Here is a 15963-nt window from a genome sequence, read left to right on the forward strand (position 1 = left end):
GTCTGGCACCGTGGGCCCGTGCCGACAGCCCTGCTCGACCTGATCCTGCCGCCCCGCTGCGCCGGATGCGACGCGCCCGGCGCCCTCGTCTGTCCTCGCTGTACGGCGGAGCTGCACGGGGAGCCGGCGTGCCGGATGCCCACCCCGTCCCCGCCCGGTCTGCCCGAATGCTGGTCGGCGACCGGTTACGCGGGGGCCGCACGGCGGACGATCATCGCCTACAAGGAGCGCGGCCGCACCGCCCTGGCCCGTCCCCTCGCCGGAGCTCTGGCTCTGACGGCCGCCGCCGCGGCCGGTGGCCGCCCGGTCACCCTCGTCCCGGTGCCGAGCGCCCGCTCGGCCGTCCGGCGGCGCGGACACGACCCGGTGACCCGGCTGACGGAGCTGGCAGCCGGCTGCCTCCGCGCGGCCGGGTGGCCGGCGACCGTGGCGAGGGTTCTTGCCCAGCGCCGCGGGGTCGCCGACCAGGCGGGCCTGAATTCGCTCCAGCGGGCCGCGAACCTGGCCCTGGCATTCGAGGTTGCGGCCGGCCGCAAAGGCCCCGCGGTGAGCTCTTGGGGCGGCGCGGGACCGGTTGTGCTGGTGGACGACATCATCACCACCGGCTCGACACTCGCCGAGGCGGCCAGAGCGCTGCGTGAGGCCGGGGTGACGGTTCCGCTCGCCGTCACGCTCGCCGCGACACGCCGGAAGGGGGAAAGTTCCTCCCCGTGACGGAAGGTGCGGGGCGGGTGGGCGACCGGTCTCACCGCGGGGCCATACCTCCCTGTCCCGGCCGCGGGATCGCTGCTGCTCAGCGCGTGTGGAAAACATCTGCGCGGAGCCGGATCGTACGGCCGGACAGGCCTTTTCCGCGTCCGGGGACCGGCGGGTGATCACGCAAAGTGATCCGTCGGCCGGTGTCCAGGCTGACATTCGGCCAGGATGCGGATAGCGTCTGACCCATGGCACCCGCTCGGGTCCGTGGTTGCGCCGGACCGACTCCCGTAAGAGAGCCGGCCCGGTTAGCCGATGCCAGCCGCAGGCCAAACGGTCCACGTAAGACGACTTCTCGTCGGTCGATCACGGTGCGGCTTAGAGGTAAGTCCTGCCTTCCCGGGGAGCCAGATGTTCCTCGCCCGAAGAGAAGGGCATGTAGTGGCAAAGAGCTGCGAAACCCTCAGCAGGCGGATGTGGGGACGAAGACCAGGTCGGCCGAGCGGGTGCCGCAGCACTACCGTCGCCGAGGTTCGAAGGGGGTCCATGCATGGACATCATCGTCAAGGGTCGGCACACCGGAGTGAGTGACCGATTCCGCGACCATGTGAATGCCAAGCTGGCCAGAATCGAGCGTTTGGACCAGAAGCTCATCAGCGTCGACGTGGAGGTGACCAAGGAGAGTAATCCGCGAATCACCGGGCAGCGCGAACGGGTCGAGCTCACCATCCACTCGCGGGGTCCCGCCATCCGGGCCGAGGCCACGGCCGACGACCGCTTCGCCGCCCTCGACATCGCCCTCGGAAAACTTGAGGGAAGGCTCCGGCGCCTCGCTGACCGGCGCAAAGTCCACCACGGCAACCACTGCCCCCCGTCGGTCGCCGAGCTGACCGCCGCCGCCACCGCCCTCGCCGAGTCCCTGGAGGCCGCGTCCGCCCAGCCGCTCGAGGGTCTCAGGACCGAGCCGGGCTCCCAGGAGGACCTCTCCGAGGACAGGACCATCGTCCCGATCCAGATGGACGGCGACGGGCCGCTGGTGGTCCGGGAGAAGGCGCACAAGGCCGACCCGATGACCATCGACCAGGCCCTCCTGGAGATGGAGCTGGTCGGGCACGACTTCTACCTGTTCCGCGACAAGGAGAGCGGCCAGCCGAGCGTCGTCTACCTGAGGCAGGGCTACAACTACGGCGTGCTCCGGCTCGTCGAACCCTGATCGACGCGTTTGAAGATCCTCTCCGACCAACCCGAGGACCTGTCAACCCGTGTAATCATTGCGGTCCAACGGCGCTGGCCCCCCGAGGAGGAGGCGTGACGGAACCCGACGAGGCGACCCGCCCTGCCAGGAGCGGTGAGCCGATCCGCGTGCTGATCGTTGACGATCACGCGCTGATCCGGCGCAGCCTGGAAATGGCCCTGGCCGCGGAGACGGACATCGAGGTGGTCGGCGAGGCGAGCGACGGCCAGGAGGCGGTCGAGCTCGCCGACCGCCTCACCCCCGATGTCATGCTCATGGACGTCCGGATGCCCCGGAGGAGCGGCATCGAGGCCACTCGTGAGATCAAGGCCTCGGTGCCGAGCACGCGGATCATCATGCTGACGGTGAGCGACGAGGAGGAGGACCTCTTCGAGGCGATCAAGGCCGGTGCCACCGGTTACCTGCTGAAGAACGTCCAGCTCGACGAGGTCCCCGAGGCCGTGCGCGGTGTTCACGAGGGGCAGTCGCTGATCAACCCGGCGATGGCGGCCAAGCTCATCAGCGAGTTCGCGAACATGAGCCGGAAAGAGGCCGAGCGGCCTCCCCAGCTCCCCGTCCCCCGTCTGACCGACCGGGAGATGGAGGTGCTCCGCCTGGTCGCCAGAGGGATGAACAACCGCGAGATCGCCAAGCAGCTGTTCATCTCGGAGAACACCGTGAAGAACCACGTCCGCAACATCCTGGACAAGCTGCAGCTTCACTCCCGGATGGAGGCGGTGGTCTACGCGGTCCGCGAGCGGATGCTCGAGATCACCTGACGCGCCGGGTGCGGTGGACCGGTCAGGGACACCGCACCCGCGAGTCGGGGATCAACGGACCAGGGCGTCCCGGAGGGGTGCCGACAGGTATGGGTCCACGCGGTCGACGCGGACGTCGTCGCAGCCCACCCAGCCCGCGGCCTCCCACAGGGCGTCGGCCAGCGACTCGGCCCCCCTGCGCCGGTTGACGCCGGGTTCGAGGCTGACCTGGCGGCCGACCAGGGTGGAGCCCTCACGCGCCGGGTCGATCCGGCCTATCAGCCGGCCTCCGGCGAGGACGGGCATCGTGAAGTAGCCGTGGACGCGCTTCTCCCTGGGGACGTAGGCCTCAAGGCGGTGGTTGAAGCCGAACACGCGGGCGGTCCGGGCACGGTCCCAGACGAGGGAGTCGAACGGGGAGAGCGGGGTCGTGCGGTGGCGGCCTCTGGGTTCGGTCTCCAGGGCGACGGGGTCGGCCCAGGCGTTCGCGGCCGGGGCCGCCCGGGAGCTCACCGCGCAGTCGGCCCGGGCGTCCGCCGTACGGCCCGTCCGGACGCCCGCCGTACGGCTGGCGCGGGCGCTCGCAGGCCGGTCGGGCCAGCCGGAGACGTGGACCGGGGTGAGACCGGTGCCGCCGTCGAGCAGGGCCGCGTCCAGGAGGGCGGCCGCGGGCGCCTTGAGGCGGAGGAAGTCGACCAGGTCGGCGCGTGTCGCGACGCCGAGAGCGCGGCCGGCGATCCCGGCGAGGCGGATGACGCACTCGGCGTCGGAGAGGTCTTCGGCCAGAAGACGCGCAGGGACCGCGCGTTCGGCCAGGTCGTAGACGCGGCGCCAGCCGACGCGGCGGGTGCAGACGACCTCGCCGGTGTCCAGCAGCCACTCGATGGCGATCTTCGAGTCGGACCAGTCCCACCAGGGGCCGCCCTTCTTGGCGCCCCCGATGTCGGCGGTGGTGACGGGGCCGCCCTCGCGGACCTGTTCCAGCACCTTGTCCACGCTGTCGGGAACCTCGTGCCAGCGGTACTTCCTGGCGCGGAAGGATCTGCGCCGGAACGCGTACAGGGGCCAGTCGTCGATCGGCAGGACGCACGCGGCGTGGCACCAGTATTCGAAGGCGCGGGCCGGGTCGTCCCAGTAGGCGCGCTCGACCTCCTGCCTGCCGACGGCGCCGAGACGGGCGTAGGCGACGAGCTCGTGGGAGCGGGCCAGGACGGAGATCGTGTCGAGCTGGACGGCGCCCAGGCGGCGTAGGGTCGCGGGGGCGCCCCCGCGACGGGCGTCGGCGCCCAGGAAGCCCTGGGCGCGGAGGATGATCCGGCGTGCCTCGTCGGCGGAGAGCGTGACCGTCATGATCGGCCCGCGGGGGAACCGGGGAGGGAGCCGGGCGGGTGGCGGAACGTCAGCATGACGCAGAGGGTAGCGTGCCACACCGACAAAATAGCTATACTGGTGTTGGCTGGGGCGGGTCCCGTGAAACGGCCGGTCAGGACGGTGCGCTGTCCGCGCGGGTCGCCCGAGATGTGTCGTCCGCCGTCGTGCCGTCTCCCCCGGGGGGCGCGACGCGCCGTATGCTCAGCCTCTTCGCGATACGCGTTTGTAAACTGACATACCCTTTAGGGTGGTCACTACTCCCTATAAAAGGGACGTGAGGAACTCCGCGGGCGCCCAGTGCGTCTTTCAGGGTGGCTGTGCCTGGTGGCGGAACCGCCTACGATGGCAGCGGAGAACCGTGTCTCGTCCTCATCCGGGCCGGTCCGGCCACGGAAGACCTGCGAGGAGCTTTACCTAAAGTGCCAGCCTTTCTCGATAAGATTCTTCGCGCAGGCGAAGGCAAGCTTCTGCGTAAGCTCAAGCGCATTGCCGACCAGGTCAACTCCGTTGAGGACGACTTCAAGAGCCTGACCGACGCCGAGCTCCGCGCGCTGACCGCCGACTACAAGCAGCGTCACGCCGACGGCGAGTCGCTCGACGACCTGCTCCCCGAAGCCTTCGCCACCGTCCGTGAGGCCTCCCGCCGCGTGCTGGGCAAGCGCCTCTTCGACGTGCAGATCATGGGCGGGGCCAACCTGCACATGGGCAACATCTCCGAGATGCGCACCGGTGAGGGCAAGACCCTCACCTGCGCGCTCCCCGCCTACCTCAACGCCATCTCCGGCAAGGGCGTCCACGTCATCACGACAAACGACTACCTGGCCAAGCGCGACTCCGAGGAGACGGGCCGTATCCACCGCTTCCTCGGCCTCGAGGTCGGTGTGATCCTGGCGAACATGCCGCCCGAGGACCGCCGCAAGCAGTACAACGCGGACATCACCTACGGCACGAACAACGAGTTCGGCTTCGACTACCTGCGTGACAACATGGCCTGGTCGCTGGAGGAGTGCGTCCAGCGCGGCCACAACTTCGGCCTCGTCGACGAGGTCGACTCGATCCTCATCGACGAGGCCCGGACGCCGCTGATCATCTCCGGCCCCGGGGAGCAGTCCGGCAAGTGGTACGCCGAGTTCGCCAAGATCGTTCCCCGGCTCCGCAGGGGCACCGAGGGCAAGGACGGCGAAGAGAACACCGGCGACTACGCCGTCGACGAGAAGAAGCGCACCGTCGGCATCTTCGAGTCCGGAGTGGAGAAGGTCGAGGACTGGCTCGGCATCGACAACCTCTACAAGCCGGAGCACACCCACCTGGTCGGCTTCCTCAACAACGCGTTGAAGGCCAAGGAGCTCTACAAGAAGGACAAGGACTACATCGTCGTCGACGGTGAGGTCCTGATCGTCGACGAGTTCACCGGTCGAGTCCTGCACGGCCGCCGTTACAACGAGGGCATGCACCAGGCCATCGAGGCGAAGGAGAGCGTGAAGATCAAGGACGAGAACCAGACTCTCGCCACGATCACGCTGCAGAACTACTTCCGCCTCTACCAGACGCTCTCCGGCATGACCGGCACCGCGGTCACCGAGGCCAACGAGTTCCACCAGACCTACAAGCTCGGCGTCGTCCCGATCCCGACGAACCGGCCGATGATCCGCAAGGACCAGGCCGACGTGGTCTACAAGACCGAGGACGCCAAGTTCCTGGCCTGCGTCGAGGACATCAAGGAGCGCTACGACAGGGGCCAGCCGGTCCTGGTCGGCACCACGAGCGTGGCCAAGTCCGAGCGCCTGGCCAAGGAGCTCAAGCGCAAGGGCATCAAGCACGAGGTCCTCAACGCCAAGAACCACGCGCGTGAGGCGGCGATCATCGCCGAGGCGGGCCGCAAGCACGCCGTCACCGTCGCCACCAACATGGCCGGTCGAGGCACCGACATCATGCTCGGCGGCAACCCCGACTTCCGCGCCGACGTGGAGCTGCGCAACCGCGGCCTGGACCCGGTCGAGACCCCCGACGAGTACGACAAGGCGTGGGGCGAGGCGCTGGAGAAGGCCAGGGAGGCCGTGAAGGCCGAGCACGACGAGGTCACCGAACTCGGCGGCCTCTACGTCCTGGGCACCGAGCGGCACGAGTCGCGACGCATCGACAACCAGCTCCGCGGCCGTTCCGGCCGTCAGGGCGACCCGGGCGAGTCGCGCTTCTACCTCTCGCTTGAGGACGACCTCATGCGCCTGTTCAACTCGGCCAGGGTCGAGATGATCATGACGCGGCTGAACATCCCGGACGACGTCCCGATCGAGTCGGGCATCGTCTCCAAGGCCATCGCCTCCGCCCAGCACCAGGTCGAGCAGCAGAACTTCGAGATCCGCAAGAACGTTCTGAAGTACGACGAGGTCATGAACCGGCAGCGCAAGGTGATCTACGCCGAGCGCCGCCGGGTGTTGGAGGGCGCCGACCTGCACGAGCAGATCCGCGGCTTCATCAACGACGTCGTCGACGAGTACATCGCCGGCGCCACCGCCGAGGGCTTCTCCGAGGAGTGGGACCTCGACAAGCTGTGGAAGGCGCTAGGCCAGCTCTACCCGCTCACCCTCACCATCGACGGTGTCATCGAGGAGGCCGGCGGGCGTGAGGAGCTCACCGCCGAGTTCCTCAACGAGAAGGTCAAGGCCGACGCGATGGCCGCCTACGACCGTCGCGAGGAGGATCTCGGCGCCGAGACCATGCGGGAGCTGGAGCGCAGGGTCATCCTGTCGGTCCTCGACCGCAAGTGGCGCGAGCACCTCTACGAGATGGACTACCTCCAGGAGGGCATCGGCCTGCGCGCCATGGCGCAGCGTGACCCTCTGATCGAATACCAGCGCGAGGGCTTCGACATGTTCTCCCAGATGCTTGAGGGCATCAAGGAGGAGTCGGTCGGTTTCCTGTTCAACCTCGAGGTCGAGGTGCAGACCAGCCCGATCGTCGAGGAGCACGACCACGACCACGACCACGCCCACGAGGACGAGGCGATCACGGAGACCCGCTCCATCATCGCCCGCGGCCTGCGTGGCCCGCAGCGCCCCTCGGAGCTGCAGTACACCGCGCCCGGCGAGAGTGGCGAGGTCGAGCACACCCGCATCAGCACCAAGGCGGAGCGCGACGCCTACGGCAACGTCGAGCGCAACGCCCCGTGCCCCTGCGGCTCGGGGAAGAAGTACAAGCGCTGCCACGGCGACCCCAAGAACGTCGAGGTCTGACCACTGCCCGAAGGGCCCGCACACTGTGCGGGCCCTTCGGCTTTCACGCGGTACGGCATGCGGTCAGGGAGTCGTCTCGAAGTCGGTGCACAGCCACTGCACGCCCATGCGCTCCAGCCGTAGCGCCAGCACGCGCGGCCGGTCGCCACAGTGCACCAGGACGCACATCTCCACGACCCCGTCCTTCGGCTGGGACACATGCGGTATGCCGACCAGCGGTGGCCGCGCACAGTTGATGATCTTTCCGCTCCTGGCCAGCTCGGCGTGGGTGCGGTCGGTCAGCAGCGAGGAGACACTCGACGGTGACCGCCTGCCGGACAGGATCTCGGCGACGGCCTGGCTGAGGGCCCGCAGCCGTCGCCCGTCGGGGATCGCGCCCGGCGGCCCCCAGATCAGCGGTTTCCGGGCCGGAGGACCGGCCGGCTCGGGCTCACAGGCGAGGGCGAGCGTCCCCTGGACGTAGGGCGGGGCGGCGGGGAGGTCCCCGGCGGGGCGTTCGTCGTCGTAGGGCGGTTCGGCGGAGGGCGACGGCGCGATCCGGGGGAGGGGGACCGGCCGTGGGGTACGGGACATGGCAACTCCGATTTTCGTTGGCTGGACTGACGCATCTAGGAGTTTCCGGTCCTCTGTCCAGATACATCGGTCACCAACTTCCTCGCGATTCCCGGCGATTCGCCCGGCTAGGCGGAGAAGATCACCCCAAGCTGGATCGGTTCCCGTCCGTAGGAGAACGGGTTCCGGAATGAGCGGTGATCCGCGGCGGGCGGCCGAAACACCGCTCAGGGGGACGAGGGGCTGCCACCTGGCCGAGAAAGACGCGGATGTGCCGAGGGGCCGTCCGGGCCGGGCGTCACCCGTTCCCGGACGGCCTTATCAGGCCGGCTCAGCCCGGCTCAGCCCGGCTCAGGCCGGATCGGAGGCCGGCGGGGCGGGGGTGGCCGCGGGGGACGCGGTGGCGGCCTCGGCGGAGTCGACGTCGGGTTCGGGCTCCCTGCCCGGGGTCATGATGTTCAGTTTCCTGATCAGGAAACTGAACAAGAAGTAGTAGATCACGGCGGAGATCAGGCCCATCACGATGAGGATCGCGATGCCCTGGGCGTTGGGGGCGGTGCCGTACAGGACGAGGTCGATCAGCCCGGAGGAGAAGCTGAAGGCGAGTTTGGCGCCGACTGCCGAGGCGATGGCCAGGGAGATGCCGGTCAGCACGATGTGCACCGCGAACAGCACGGGGGCCACGAAGATGAAGGCGAACTCGATCGGCTCGGTGATGCCGGTGAGGAAGGCGGTGAGCGCGGCGGAGATCATGATCGAGCCGACCGCCGTCCGGCGGTGTGCCGGGGCCGCCCGCCAGATGGCGATCGCGGCGGCCGGCAGGCCGAACATGAGGATCGGGTAGAAGCCGGCCTCGAAGCCGCCGTAGCCCACGGCGCCGTTGTTGAAGCAGATCAGGTCGCCGGCGAGCTGCTTGCCGTTGACCACGCAGTCCGGTACCTGCGTCCAGACCACGTTGTTGACGATGTGGTGCAGGCCCAGCGGGAGCAGCGCGCGGTTGACCATGCCGTAGATCCCGGCGCCGACCGTGCTGTTCTCGGCGAGCCAGGTGCCGAAGGCGCGGACCCAGGTGCCGAGGAGGGGCCAGATGAAGCCGAAGACCACGCCGAGGACGAGTCCCGCGAAGGCGGTGAGAATGGGCACGAGCCGGCGGCCGCTGAAGAAGGCCAGCCAGGTCGGCAGCTTGGTGCGGTAGTAGCGCTGCCACAGCAGCGCGGAGACGATGCCCATCACGATGCCGCCGAGCACCCGGGTCGGGTTCTGGGCACCGAGGTTGAGCACCACCTGCGGGACGCCCGGGTTGGCCGGGTCGAACAGCTGGTTGGAGATCGACGCCTTCAGCTTGTCGTCGAACAGATTGAAGAACATGGTCATGCTGACGGCGTGGAAGACCAGGTAGCCGACGAGCCCGGCCAGCGCGGTGGAGCCGTCGGCCTTGCGGGCGAACCCGATGGCGACGCCGATCGCGAACAGGATGGGCAGGTTGTCGAAGAGGGTGCCACCCGCGGTGGCGAGGATATGGGCGATGTCGTCGAGCAGGGGGTTGTCGGTCCGGCCCACGAGGTCGTCCTGCCCGAGCCGGAGCAGGAGTCCCGCGGCGGGGAGGACCGCGATCGGCAACATGAGGGAGCGGCCCAGACGCTGGAGCACGCTCATGACGGCGGATCCGGACGTGGACGGGGCCGGAAGGCCGGCGTCCGCGGCGGTGGTACTCATCGGACTTTCCTCCAGGGGATGGGGGGTGGGGAGGAGGTCAGGAGGTCAGGAGCGGCGCGCCGGTATCTCCAGGACCGTGCGGAGCTGGTAGCGGTCGGCGCGGTAGGTGGAGACCCCGAGTTCGGCGCAGACGTCTCCGGCGAAGGAGCGTCGCTGGAGCAGGAGAACGGCTCCGCCCCGGGGCAGTTTCAGCAGGTCGGCGTCTCCGGGATCGGCGACGCCGCCGTCGATGGTGAGCTCGCCCGCGTCAAGCACCAGGCCGTAGCGGGTTTCGAGCAGTGCGTAGAGGGAACGGCCGGTCAGGTCGTGGGTGTGGAGGTCGGGGGCGAGGGAGACGGGGATGTGGGCCCGCTCGATGCACATGGGTTCGTCGGCGGCGGTGCGCAGCCGTTCGATGAAGTGGACCTCGTCTCCGGGGCCGATGCCGAGTTCTCTGGCGAGGTGCGCGCTGGCCCTGACGACCCGGCGGTCCAGGTCACGGGAGCCGGGTTCCATGCCCCGGGCGCGCATCTCGTCGCTGAAGGAGGTCAGCCGGAGGGCCATCTCGATCTTCGGGCGGGCCACGAAGGTGCCCTTGCCCGCCACACGCTGCAGCCTGCCCTCGGAGACCAGATGGTCGACGGCCTGCCGCACCGTCATGCGGGACAGCCCGAAGCGCTGGCAGAGCTCGCGCTCGGACGGGATCGCCATGCCGATCGCCAGTTCGTTGCTCTCGATGAGATCGAGCAGGATCTCCCGGAGCTGGAAGTACTTCGGTACCGGACTGTCCGGATTGATCTGAGCCATGGGATCCTCCCCTCGATCTGGGGCATATCTATGAGTTATGGTTCGTACTGGTCTAGTCCGGACTAGACCACAGGCCGGAAAAGAGTGTCAACGTACGGACCGGCGACGGATCGATAACGGCCCGATCTCGCCGGACCGAACCGAGGGGTGAGCGCTGGATGACGACCAAGATGCGCAGCGAGATCGCTGAGCAGCCCGCTGCGTTGCGGGCCACCCTGGACGCCCTCCTCCCCAGGGTCAAGGAGGTGGAGCGGCTGGCGGGGCAGACACGTCAGCTGCTGTTCATCGCCCGTGGCACCTCTGACAACGCCGCGGTCTACGGCCGCTACCTGGCCGAAACGCACACGGGCCGGCTGTCCACGCTCGCCGCGCCCTCGATCGCCACCACCTACAGGCGCAGGCTGGACCTCGACGGCGTCCTGGCCGTCGCGATCTCCCAGTCCGGCCGGACCGAGGAGATCGTCGAGACCCTCACCTGGGCCAGGGACTGCGGCGCCAGGACCGTCGCCGTCACCAACGGTGGCGAGCAGAGCCCTCTCGCCCAGGTCGCCGACCTCGCTCTGTGCACGCTCGCGGGTGAGGAGAAGGCCGTCCCGGCCACCAAGACCTACACCACCCAGCTCGCCGCGCTGGCCGTGCTCGCTCTCGGCCTGGGCGCCGACGTCGACCCCGCCGACCTGCGGCGGGTGCCCGACGCGGTGGAGAAGCTGATCGAGGAGCCGGGCGCGGTGGAGGAGATCGTCGAGGGCCTGGCCGACAAGCCGGGCGTCGTGGTCTCCGGCCGCGGCCTGGCCTTCTCCACCGCGCTCGAACTGGCGCTCAAGCTCAAGGAGGCGTGCTACCTGCACGCCATGGGTCTGTCCTACGCCGACCTGCTGCACGGCCCGATCGCCGTGGTCGACAAGGACACCCCGGCCATCCTCGTCGCGGCCGGTGAAGGGCCGACCCTGGCCGGGACCGTGGCGCTCGCCGAGCGGGTCACCGCCGCCGGCGCCTCGGCCTTCACGGTCGGTGGCGGCACCGCGCTCTCCTCGGTCTCCACCGCCGCGCTGAACGGTCCCGACCTTCCCGAATGGGTCTCCCCGCTCGGCCTCATCGTCCCCGGCCAGCTGCTGACCGAGGCTCTCGCGCGCAGGCTGGGAATCGACCCGGACTCACCCCGGGGTCTCAACAAGGTGACCCAGACCGACTGATCGCGCGGTGTCGTCTAGCCTGTTCGCAGAACGATCACAACTGGAGGGTGACATGGCGGCCAATGCCGACGCGATAATCGCGGGACTCGGTGGTGCGGACAACATCATCGAGATCGAACCCTGCATCACCCGGCTCCGCACCGAGGTACGTGACGCCTCCAGAGTCGATCAGGTGGCTCTCAAGGCGGCAGGGGCACACGGCGTCATGGCCGCGGGCAACATCGTCCAGGTGGTCGTCGGCCCGGAGGCGGACACCATCGCCAGCGACATCGAGGACATCATCGGCTGAGAGGGCCGGGCCGTCCCCGCCCTCGTGGCGGGACCATCCGAAGGGGCGTGATGACCACAGTTCTGGCGCCGGTCACGGGGATAGCCGTGGGCCTGGGGGCCGTGCCCGATCCGGTGTTCGCGGAGGGCATGGTCGGGCCCGGAGCGGCGATCGAACCGGACAGGGCGCCCGGTGAGGCGGTCTCGCCCATCGCGGGGAAGATCGTAAAGCTGCACCCGCACGCGTTCGTGGTCGTCGGTGACGACGGCCGGGGGATCCTGGTCCATCTGGGCATCGACACCGTACAGCTCAAGGGCGCGGGCTTCGAACTGCTGGTGGCCGAGGGGGACCGGGTGAGCGCGGGGCAGCCCGTGGTGGCCTGGAATCCCCTGGAGATCGAGGCCGGCGGGCGTTCCTCCGTCTGTCCGGTCGTGGCGCTGGACGCGGCCGAGGGCTCCGTCACCGCGCTCGCCGCCGGCAGGGTCCGTGCGGGAGGTGAGCTCTTCCTGTGGGCATAGCGACACCTGTGGGCATGGCAACGGGGGCCGGACGGCCTCCGTTGACCGATCAATGAGCCGGGCGGTCCAGACCGCCCGGCCTACTTTTTCAGGAGGATCACGTGGCCGAGCGTCAAGTCACCGTCAAGGCCGAGGTAGGTCTGCACGCCCGTCCCGCGGCGACGTTCGTGCAGACCGCGGCGGCGGCATCCCTGGACGTCACCATCGCCAAGGGGGCCGGTCAGCCGGTGAACGCCAAGAGCATCCTCGCCGTCCTGGCGCTCGACGTCAGACAGGGCGACACAGTGGTGATCAAGGCTGACGGCGACGGCGCCGACGAGATCCTGGACCGGCTCGCCGTCATCGCATCGGCACCGTGACCGCGCTCACAGGGGTGGGCGTGAGCCCGGGCGTCGGCTCCGGGCCCGCTTACGTTCTTACCCGTGACATCCCGGTGCCCTCGCCCGGTGCCCGGCACGGCGGGGATGCCGAGGCCGAGCGGGCGGAGGCCACGCGGGCGCTGGAGAGGGTTGCCGCCGACCTGGAGGAACGGGGTGTCCGGGCGGGCGGCGAGGCCCGGGAGATCCTGAACGCCCAGGCGATGATGGCGCGCGACCCGGGCCTCGCCGCCGGGGTGGCCGGTCTGATCGACGCGGGCGGGAGCGCGGCCCGCGCGGTCTACGAGGAGTTCGGCCGGTACCGCGAGATGCTCGCCGGGGCGGGGGGATACCTGGGCGAGCGCGCCGCCGACCTGGACGACGTCAGGGACCGGGCCATCGCGGTGCTCGAAGGTCTGCCGATGCCCGGCCTGCCGTCCCGCGCGGAGCAGCCGTACGTCCTCATCGCCCGCGACCTGGCACCCGCCGACACGGCGTTGCTCTCCAAGGACGCGGTGGCGGCCTTCGTCACCGAGCAGGGCGGCCCGACCAGCCACACCGCGATCCTCGCCCGTGCGATGGGGGTGCCGGCGGTCGTGGCCTGTCCCGGGGTGACCTCGATCCCTCCCGGCGTGCCGGTGCTGGTGGACGGGGCCTCCGGTCTCGTACGGCCCGCACCTTCGGAGGAGGAGGTGTCCACGGCGCGGAACGCCGCCTCCGCCAGGGCCGCCGTGTTCGCGGCCGCCACCGGACCGGGGATGACCTCTGACGGGTATGCCGTGCCGCTGCTGGCCAACATCGGCGGCCCACGCGACGTGGAAGGCGCGCTGGAGTACGGTGCGGAGGGCATCGGGCTCTACCGGACCGAGTTCCTCTTCCTCGACCGGACGACGGCGCCGTCCGACGAGGAGCAGGAGGCCGCGTACCTGGAGGTGCTGAACGCCTTCCCGGGCCGCCGGGTGGTCGTGCGGATGCTCGACGCGGGGGCGGACAAGCCGCTCGCCTTCCTGCCGCCGCAGGAGGAGGAGCCCAATCCGGCGCTGGGGCAACGCGGGCTGCGGCTTCTCCGGGCGTATCCGCAGATCCTGAACGCGCAGCTCGGTGCCCTGGCCCGGGCAGCCTCCCGCTCCTCGGCCAAGCTTCAGGTGATGGCTCCGATGGTGGCCACCGCCGAGGAGGCCGCCTGGTTTGTAGCGGTCTGCACGGAAGCGGGGCTGCCGTCCGCGGGCGTGATGATCGAGATCCCCTCGGCCGCCCTGCGCGCCTCCGACCTGGCGGGCGAGGCCGATTTCTTCTCCCTGGGCACCAATGACCTGGCCCAGTACACCTTCGCCGCCGACCGTCAGGTGGGCGCGCTGACCGCGCTGCAGGACGCGTGGCAGCCGGCGCTGCTCGACCTGATCGCCCTGGCCGTGACCGGGGCCGTCGAGCGTGGCAAGTCGTGCGGGGTGTGCGGGGAGGCGGCGGGCGATCCGGTCCTCGCCTGCGTGCTGGTCGGGCTGGGCGTTACCTCACTGTCGATGGGCGCTCCCGCGCTGCCCGCCGTACGGGCCGCGCTGTCGCGCCACACCCGGGAGCAGTGCATCCTGGCAGCTCAGGCCGGACTGGCTGCCGTCACCGCGGGGGAGGCGCGCACCGCGGCCCGCTCCCACCTGCCCGGGCTGGCCGGGCTGGCACTGTGATCTGAGCGCACGGCCCGCGTACGCAAATGATCAGGACCGGTGCCTCCGGTCGTCAAGCGCGGATAGCGTGTGTCCCATGTTTCGGTTCATACGCACGACGGGATTGGCGGCGCTCGCGACTGTGGTGGCAGGGTGCGCCGGCGCGGGGGCGGGGACGGCCCCGCCGGCGAAACCCGCCGTAGGGCAGGCCGGCGGCACGGCCGCGGGCGCCACCCCTTCGGTGTCCGCGACGCCCAGGCCCTCCGGGGTGGAGGCCGTGCTCGCGCGGATGAGCGTGGAGGACAAGGTCGGGCAGCTCTTCATGCCTGTGCTGTACGGTCCGGCGGCGGACACGGTGTCGGGGGAGAACCAGGCGCGGTTCGGCGTCGGCACCCCGGCCAAGGTGGTGGCCAAATACCGGCCGGGCGGGGTGATCCTGTTCCCCTGGGCGGGCAACGTCAAGGATGTCCGGCAGCTCGTGGCGCTGACCAACGGGCTGCAGGAGGCGTCGCCGGAGATTCCGCTGCTGCTCGGCGCCGACCAGGAGAACGGCGTGGTCTCCCGGCTCGCCCCACTGGTCACCGACATCCCCGGGGCCTCGGTCATCGGCTCGACCGGCGACCCCTCGCTGGCGCGTAAGGCGGCCAAGGTCACCGGCACCGAGCTGCGCGCCCTCGGCATCAACCTCGACTTCGCCCCGGTCGCCGACGTGAACATCAACCCGCGCAACCCGGTGATCGGCCCCCGGGCCTACGGCTCGGACCCGAAGAAGACCGCGCTGATGGTCGCCGCCGCGGTCCAGGGCTTCCACGACGCGGGGATCGCCAGTACGGCCAAGCACTTCCCCGGCCACGGTGACACCAATGTGGACAGCCACTCCGGACTGCCAGTGATCCAGCACTCCCTGTCCCAGTGGAGCAGGCTGGACGCGCCCCCGTTCGCCGCGGCCATCGGCAGGAACATCGACGCGATCATGAGCGCTCACGTGGTCATGCCCAAGCTCGACCCGTCCGGAGACCCGGCCACGCTGTCCAAGCCGATCCTGACCGGGCTGCTCCGGGAGAAGCTCGGTTTCGACGGCGTCGTCTCGACCGACGCGCTGGACATGGCGGGAGTGCGTAAGAAGTACGGGGACGGGCAGGTGGCCGTGCGGGCCATCCTGGCGGGAGTGGACCTGCTGTTGATGCCGCCGGACTACCCCAAGGCATACCAGGCGGTGCTGGCCGCGGTGAAGTCCGGGAAGATCTCCGCCGAACGGCTCGACCAGTCCGTCCGGCGATTGCTGAAGCTGAAGGCCGCGCGGGGCCTGCTGGACAGGGCGCCGGTCGCCGACCCGGACAGGGCCGAGCGGGTGCTGCGCTCCGCGGAGCACCGTAAGGTCGCCCAGTTCATCACCGGCCGGGCCCGCTGACCGGGAGCCGGTCCGGTGTAACCGACCGAGAGCCGGTCCGGCGTAGCCGCTCGCGAGCCGGCTAGGCGGCCTGGAGGCTGCCGCTCCGGAGCATCGCAAGGGTGAGGGACTGGACGATGCGCATGACGAGTGCTTCAAGTAGGAGGAAAACAGCCTTGGCGAGAACCGCGGACAGGAATCCGGACATAACAACCTCACGTGCAGTAATAA

Annotated in this window: 14 protein-coding genes; 10 read left to right on the forward strand and 4 right to left on the reverse strand. The window is 69.8% G+C overall.

What is annotated here, in order from left to right; all coding sequences use genetic code 11:
- Positions 1 to 18 precede the first annotated feature (18 nt).
- The 3 genes from ACIN94_RS22440 (at position 19) to ACIN94_RS22450 (ending at position 2709) form a co-directional block, all read left to right on the forward strand.
- Complete coding sequence (locus ACIN94_RS22440; protein ID WP_400708983.1) at positions 19 to 714, forward strand: ComF family protein; 696 nt, start codon at positions 19 to 21, stop codon at positions 712 to 714.
- Positions 715 to 1246: 532 nt separating this feature from the next.
- Positions 1247 to 1909, forward strand: a complete 663-nt coding sequence (gene hpf, locus ACIN94_RS22445; protein ID WP_400708986.1) for a ribosome hibernation-promoting factor, HPF/YfiA family — start codon at positions 1247 to 1249, stop codon at positions 1907 to 1909.
- Positions 1910 to 2004: 95 nt separating this feature from the next.
- Complete coding sequence (locus ACIN94_RS22450) at positions 2005 to 2709, forward strand: response regulator (RefSeq protein WP_400708989.1); 705 nt, start codon at positions 2005 to 2007, stop codon at positions 2707 to 2709.
- Between the two features lie 51 nt (positions 2710 to 2760).
- Here the strand turns inward: ACIN94_RS22450 and ACIN94_RS22455 are convergent, their stop codons facing one another.
- Positions 2761 to 4038 carry a winged helix-turn-helix domain-containing protein gene (locus tag ACIN94_RS22455; protein ID WP_400709234.1) on the reverse strand — a complete coding sequence of 426 codons (1278 nt, stop codon included), beginning with the start codon at positions 4036 to 4038 and terminating at the stop codon, positions 2761 to 2763.
- Between the two features lie 440 nt (positions 4039 to 4478).
- Here ACIN94_RS22455 and secA point away from each other — a divergent pair, with 440 nt between their 5' ends.
- Positions 4479 to 7292, forward strand: coding sequence for a preprotein translocase subunit SecA (gene secA / locus ACIN94_RS22460; protein ID WP_400708992.1), 2814 nt, complete (start codon positions 4479 to 4481; stop codon positions 7290 to 7292).
- A gap of 63 nt (positions 7293 to 7355) precedes the next feature.
- On the opposite strand, the gene ACIN94_RS22465 is transcribed toward secA, so the two are convergent.
- From ACIN94_RS22465 to ACIN94_RS22475, 3 genes are all read right to left on the reverse strand, one after another.
- Entirely contained in the window at positions 7356 to 7865 is a 510-nt protein-coding gene (locus tag ACIN94_RS22465) for an Rv3235 family protein (protein ID WP_400708995.1), read from the reverse strand.
- A gap of 330 nt (positions 7866 to 8195) precedes the next feature.
- Positions 8196 to 9560 (reverse strand): PTS transporter subunit EIIC, encoded by a 1365-nt coding sequence (locus tag ACIN94_RS22470; RefSeq protein WP_400708998.1) that lies wholly within the window; start codon positions 9558 to 9560, stop codon positions 8196 to 8198.
- 45 nt (positions 9561 to 9605) lie between these two features.
- On the reverse strand, positions 9606 to 10346 hold the full coding sequence (locus ACIN94_RS22475; RefSeq protein WP_400709001.1) for a GntR family transcriptional regulator: 741 nt from the start codon (positions 10344 to 10346) through the stop codon (positions 9606 to 9608).
- 158 nt (positions 10347 to 10504) lie between these two features.
- On the opposite strand from ACIN94_RS22475, the gene ACIN94_RS22480 reads away from it, so the two are divergent.
- The 6 genes from ACIN94_RS22480 to ACIN94_RS22505 all read left to right on the forward strand — a co-directional run bounded on the left by ACIN94_RS22480 (position 10505) and on the right by ACIN94_RS22505 (position 15753).
- Entirely contained in the window at positions 10505 to 11539 is a 1035-nt protein-coding gene (locus ACIN94_RS22480) for an SIS domain-containing protein (protein WP_400709004.1), read from the forward strand.
- A 52-nt stretch (positions 11540 to 11591) separates the two neighbouring features.
- Positions 11592 to 11828 carry a glucose PTS transporter subunit EIIB gene (locus tag ACIN94_RS22485; protein ID WP_400709007.1) on the forward strand — a complete coding sequence of 79 codons (237 nt, stop codon included), beginning with the start codon at positions 11592 to 11594 and terminating at the stop codon, positions 11826 to 11828.
- A 50-nt stretch (positions 11829 to 11878) separates the two neighbouring features.
- Positions 11879 to 12325 (forward strand): PTS glucose transporter subunit IIA, encoded by a 447-nt coding sequence (locus tag ACIN94_RS22490; RefSeq protein ID WP_400709010.1) that lies wholly within the window; start codon positions 11879 to 11881, stop codon positions 12323 to 12325.
- Between the two features lie 101 nt (positions 12326 to 12426).
- A complete protein-coding gene (locus tag ACIN94_RS22495) occupies positions 12427 to 12684 on the forward strand; it encodes an HPr family phosphocarrier protein (RefSeq protein WP_400709013.1) in 258 nt (85 codons plus the stop codon).
- On the forward strand, positions 12681 to 14363 hold the full coding sequence (gene ptsP, locus ACIN94_RS22500) for a phosphoenolpyruvate--protein phosphotransferase (RefSeq protein WP_400709016.1): 1683 nt from the start codon (positions 12681 to 12683) through the stop codon (positions 14361 to 14363). Before ACIN94_RS22495 ends, ptsP begins: the two co-directional genes overlap by 4 nt.
- Positions 14364 to 14439: 76 nt before the next feature.
- Entirely contained in the window at positions 14440 to 15753 is a 1314-nt protein-coding gene (locus ACIN94_RS22505; RefSeq protein ID WP_400709019.1) for a glycoside hydrolase family 3 protein, read from the forward strand.
- The last annotated feature ends 210 nt before the right edge of the window (positions 15754 to 15963 follow it).

The organism is Streptosporangium sp. NPDC087985 (assembly GCF_044741965.1).
Classification (GTDB): domain Bacteria; phylum Actinomycetota; class Actinomycetes; order Streptosporangiales; family Streptosporangiaceae; genus Streptosporangium.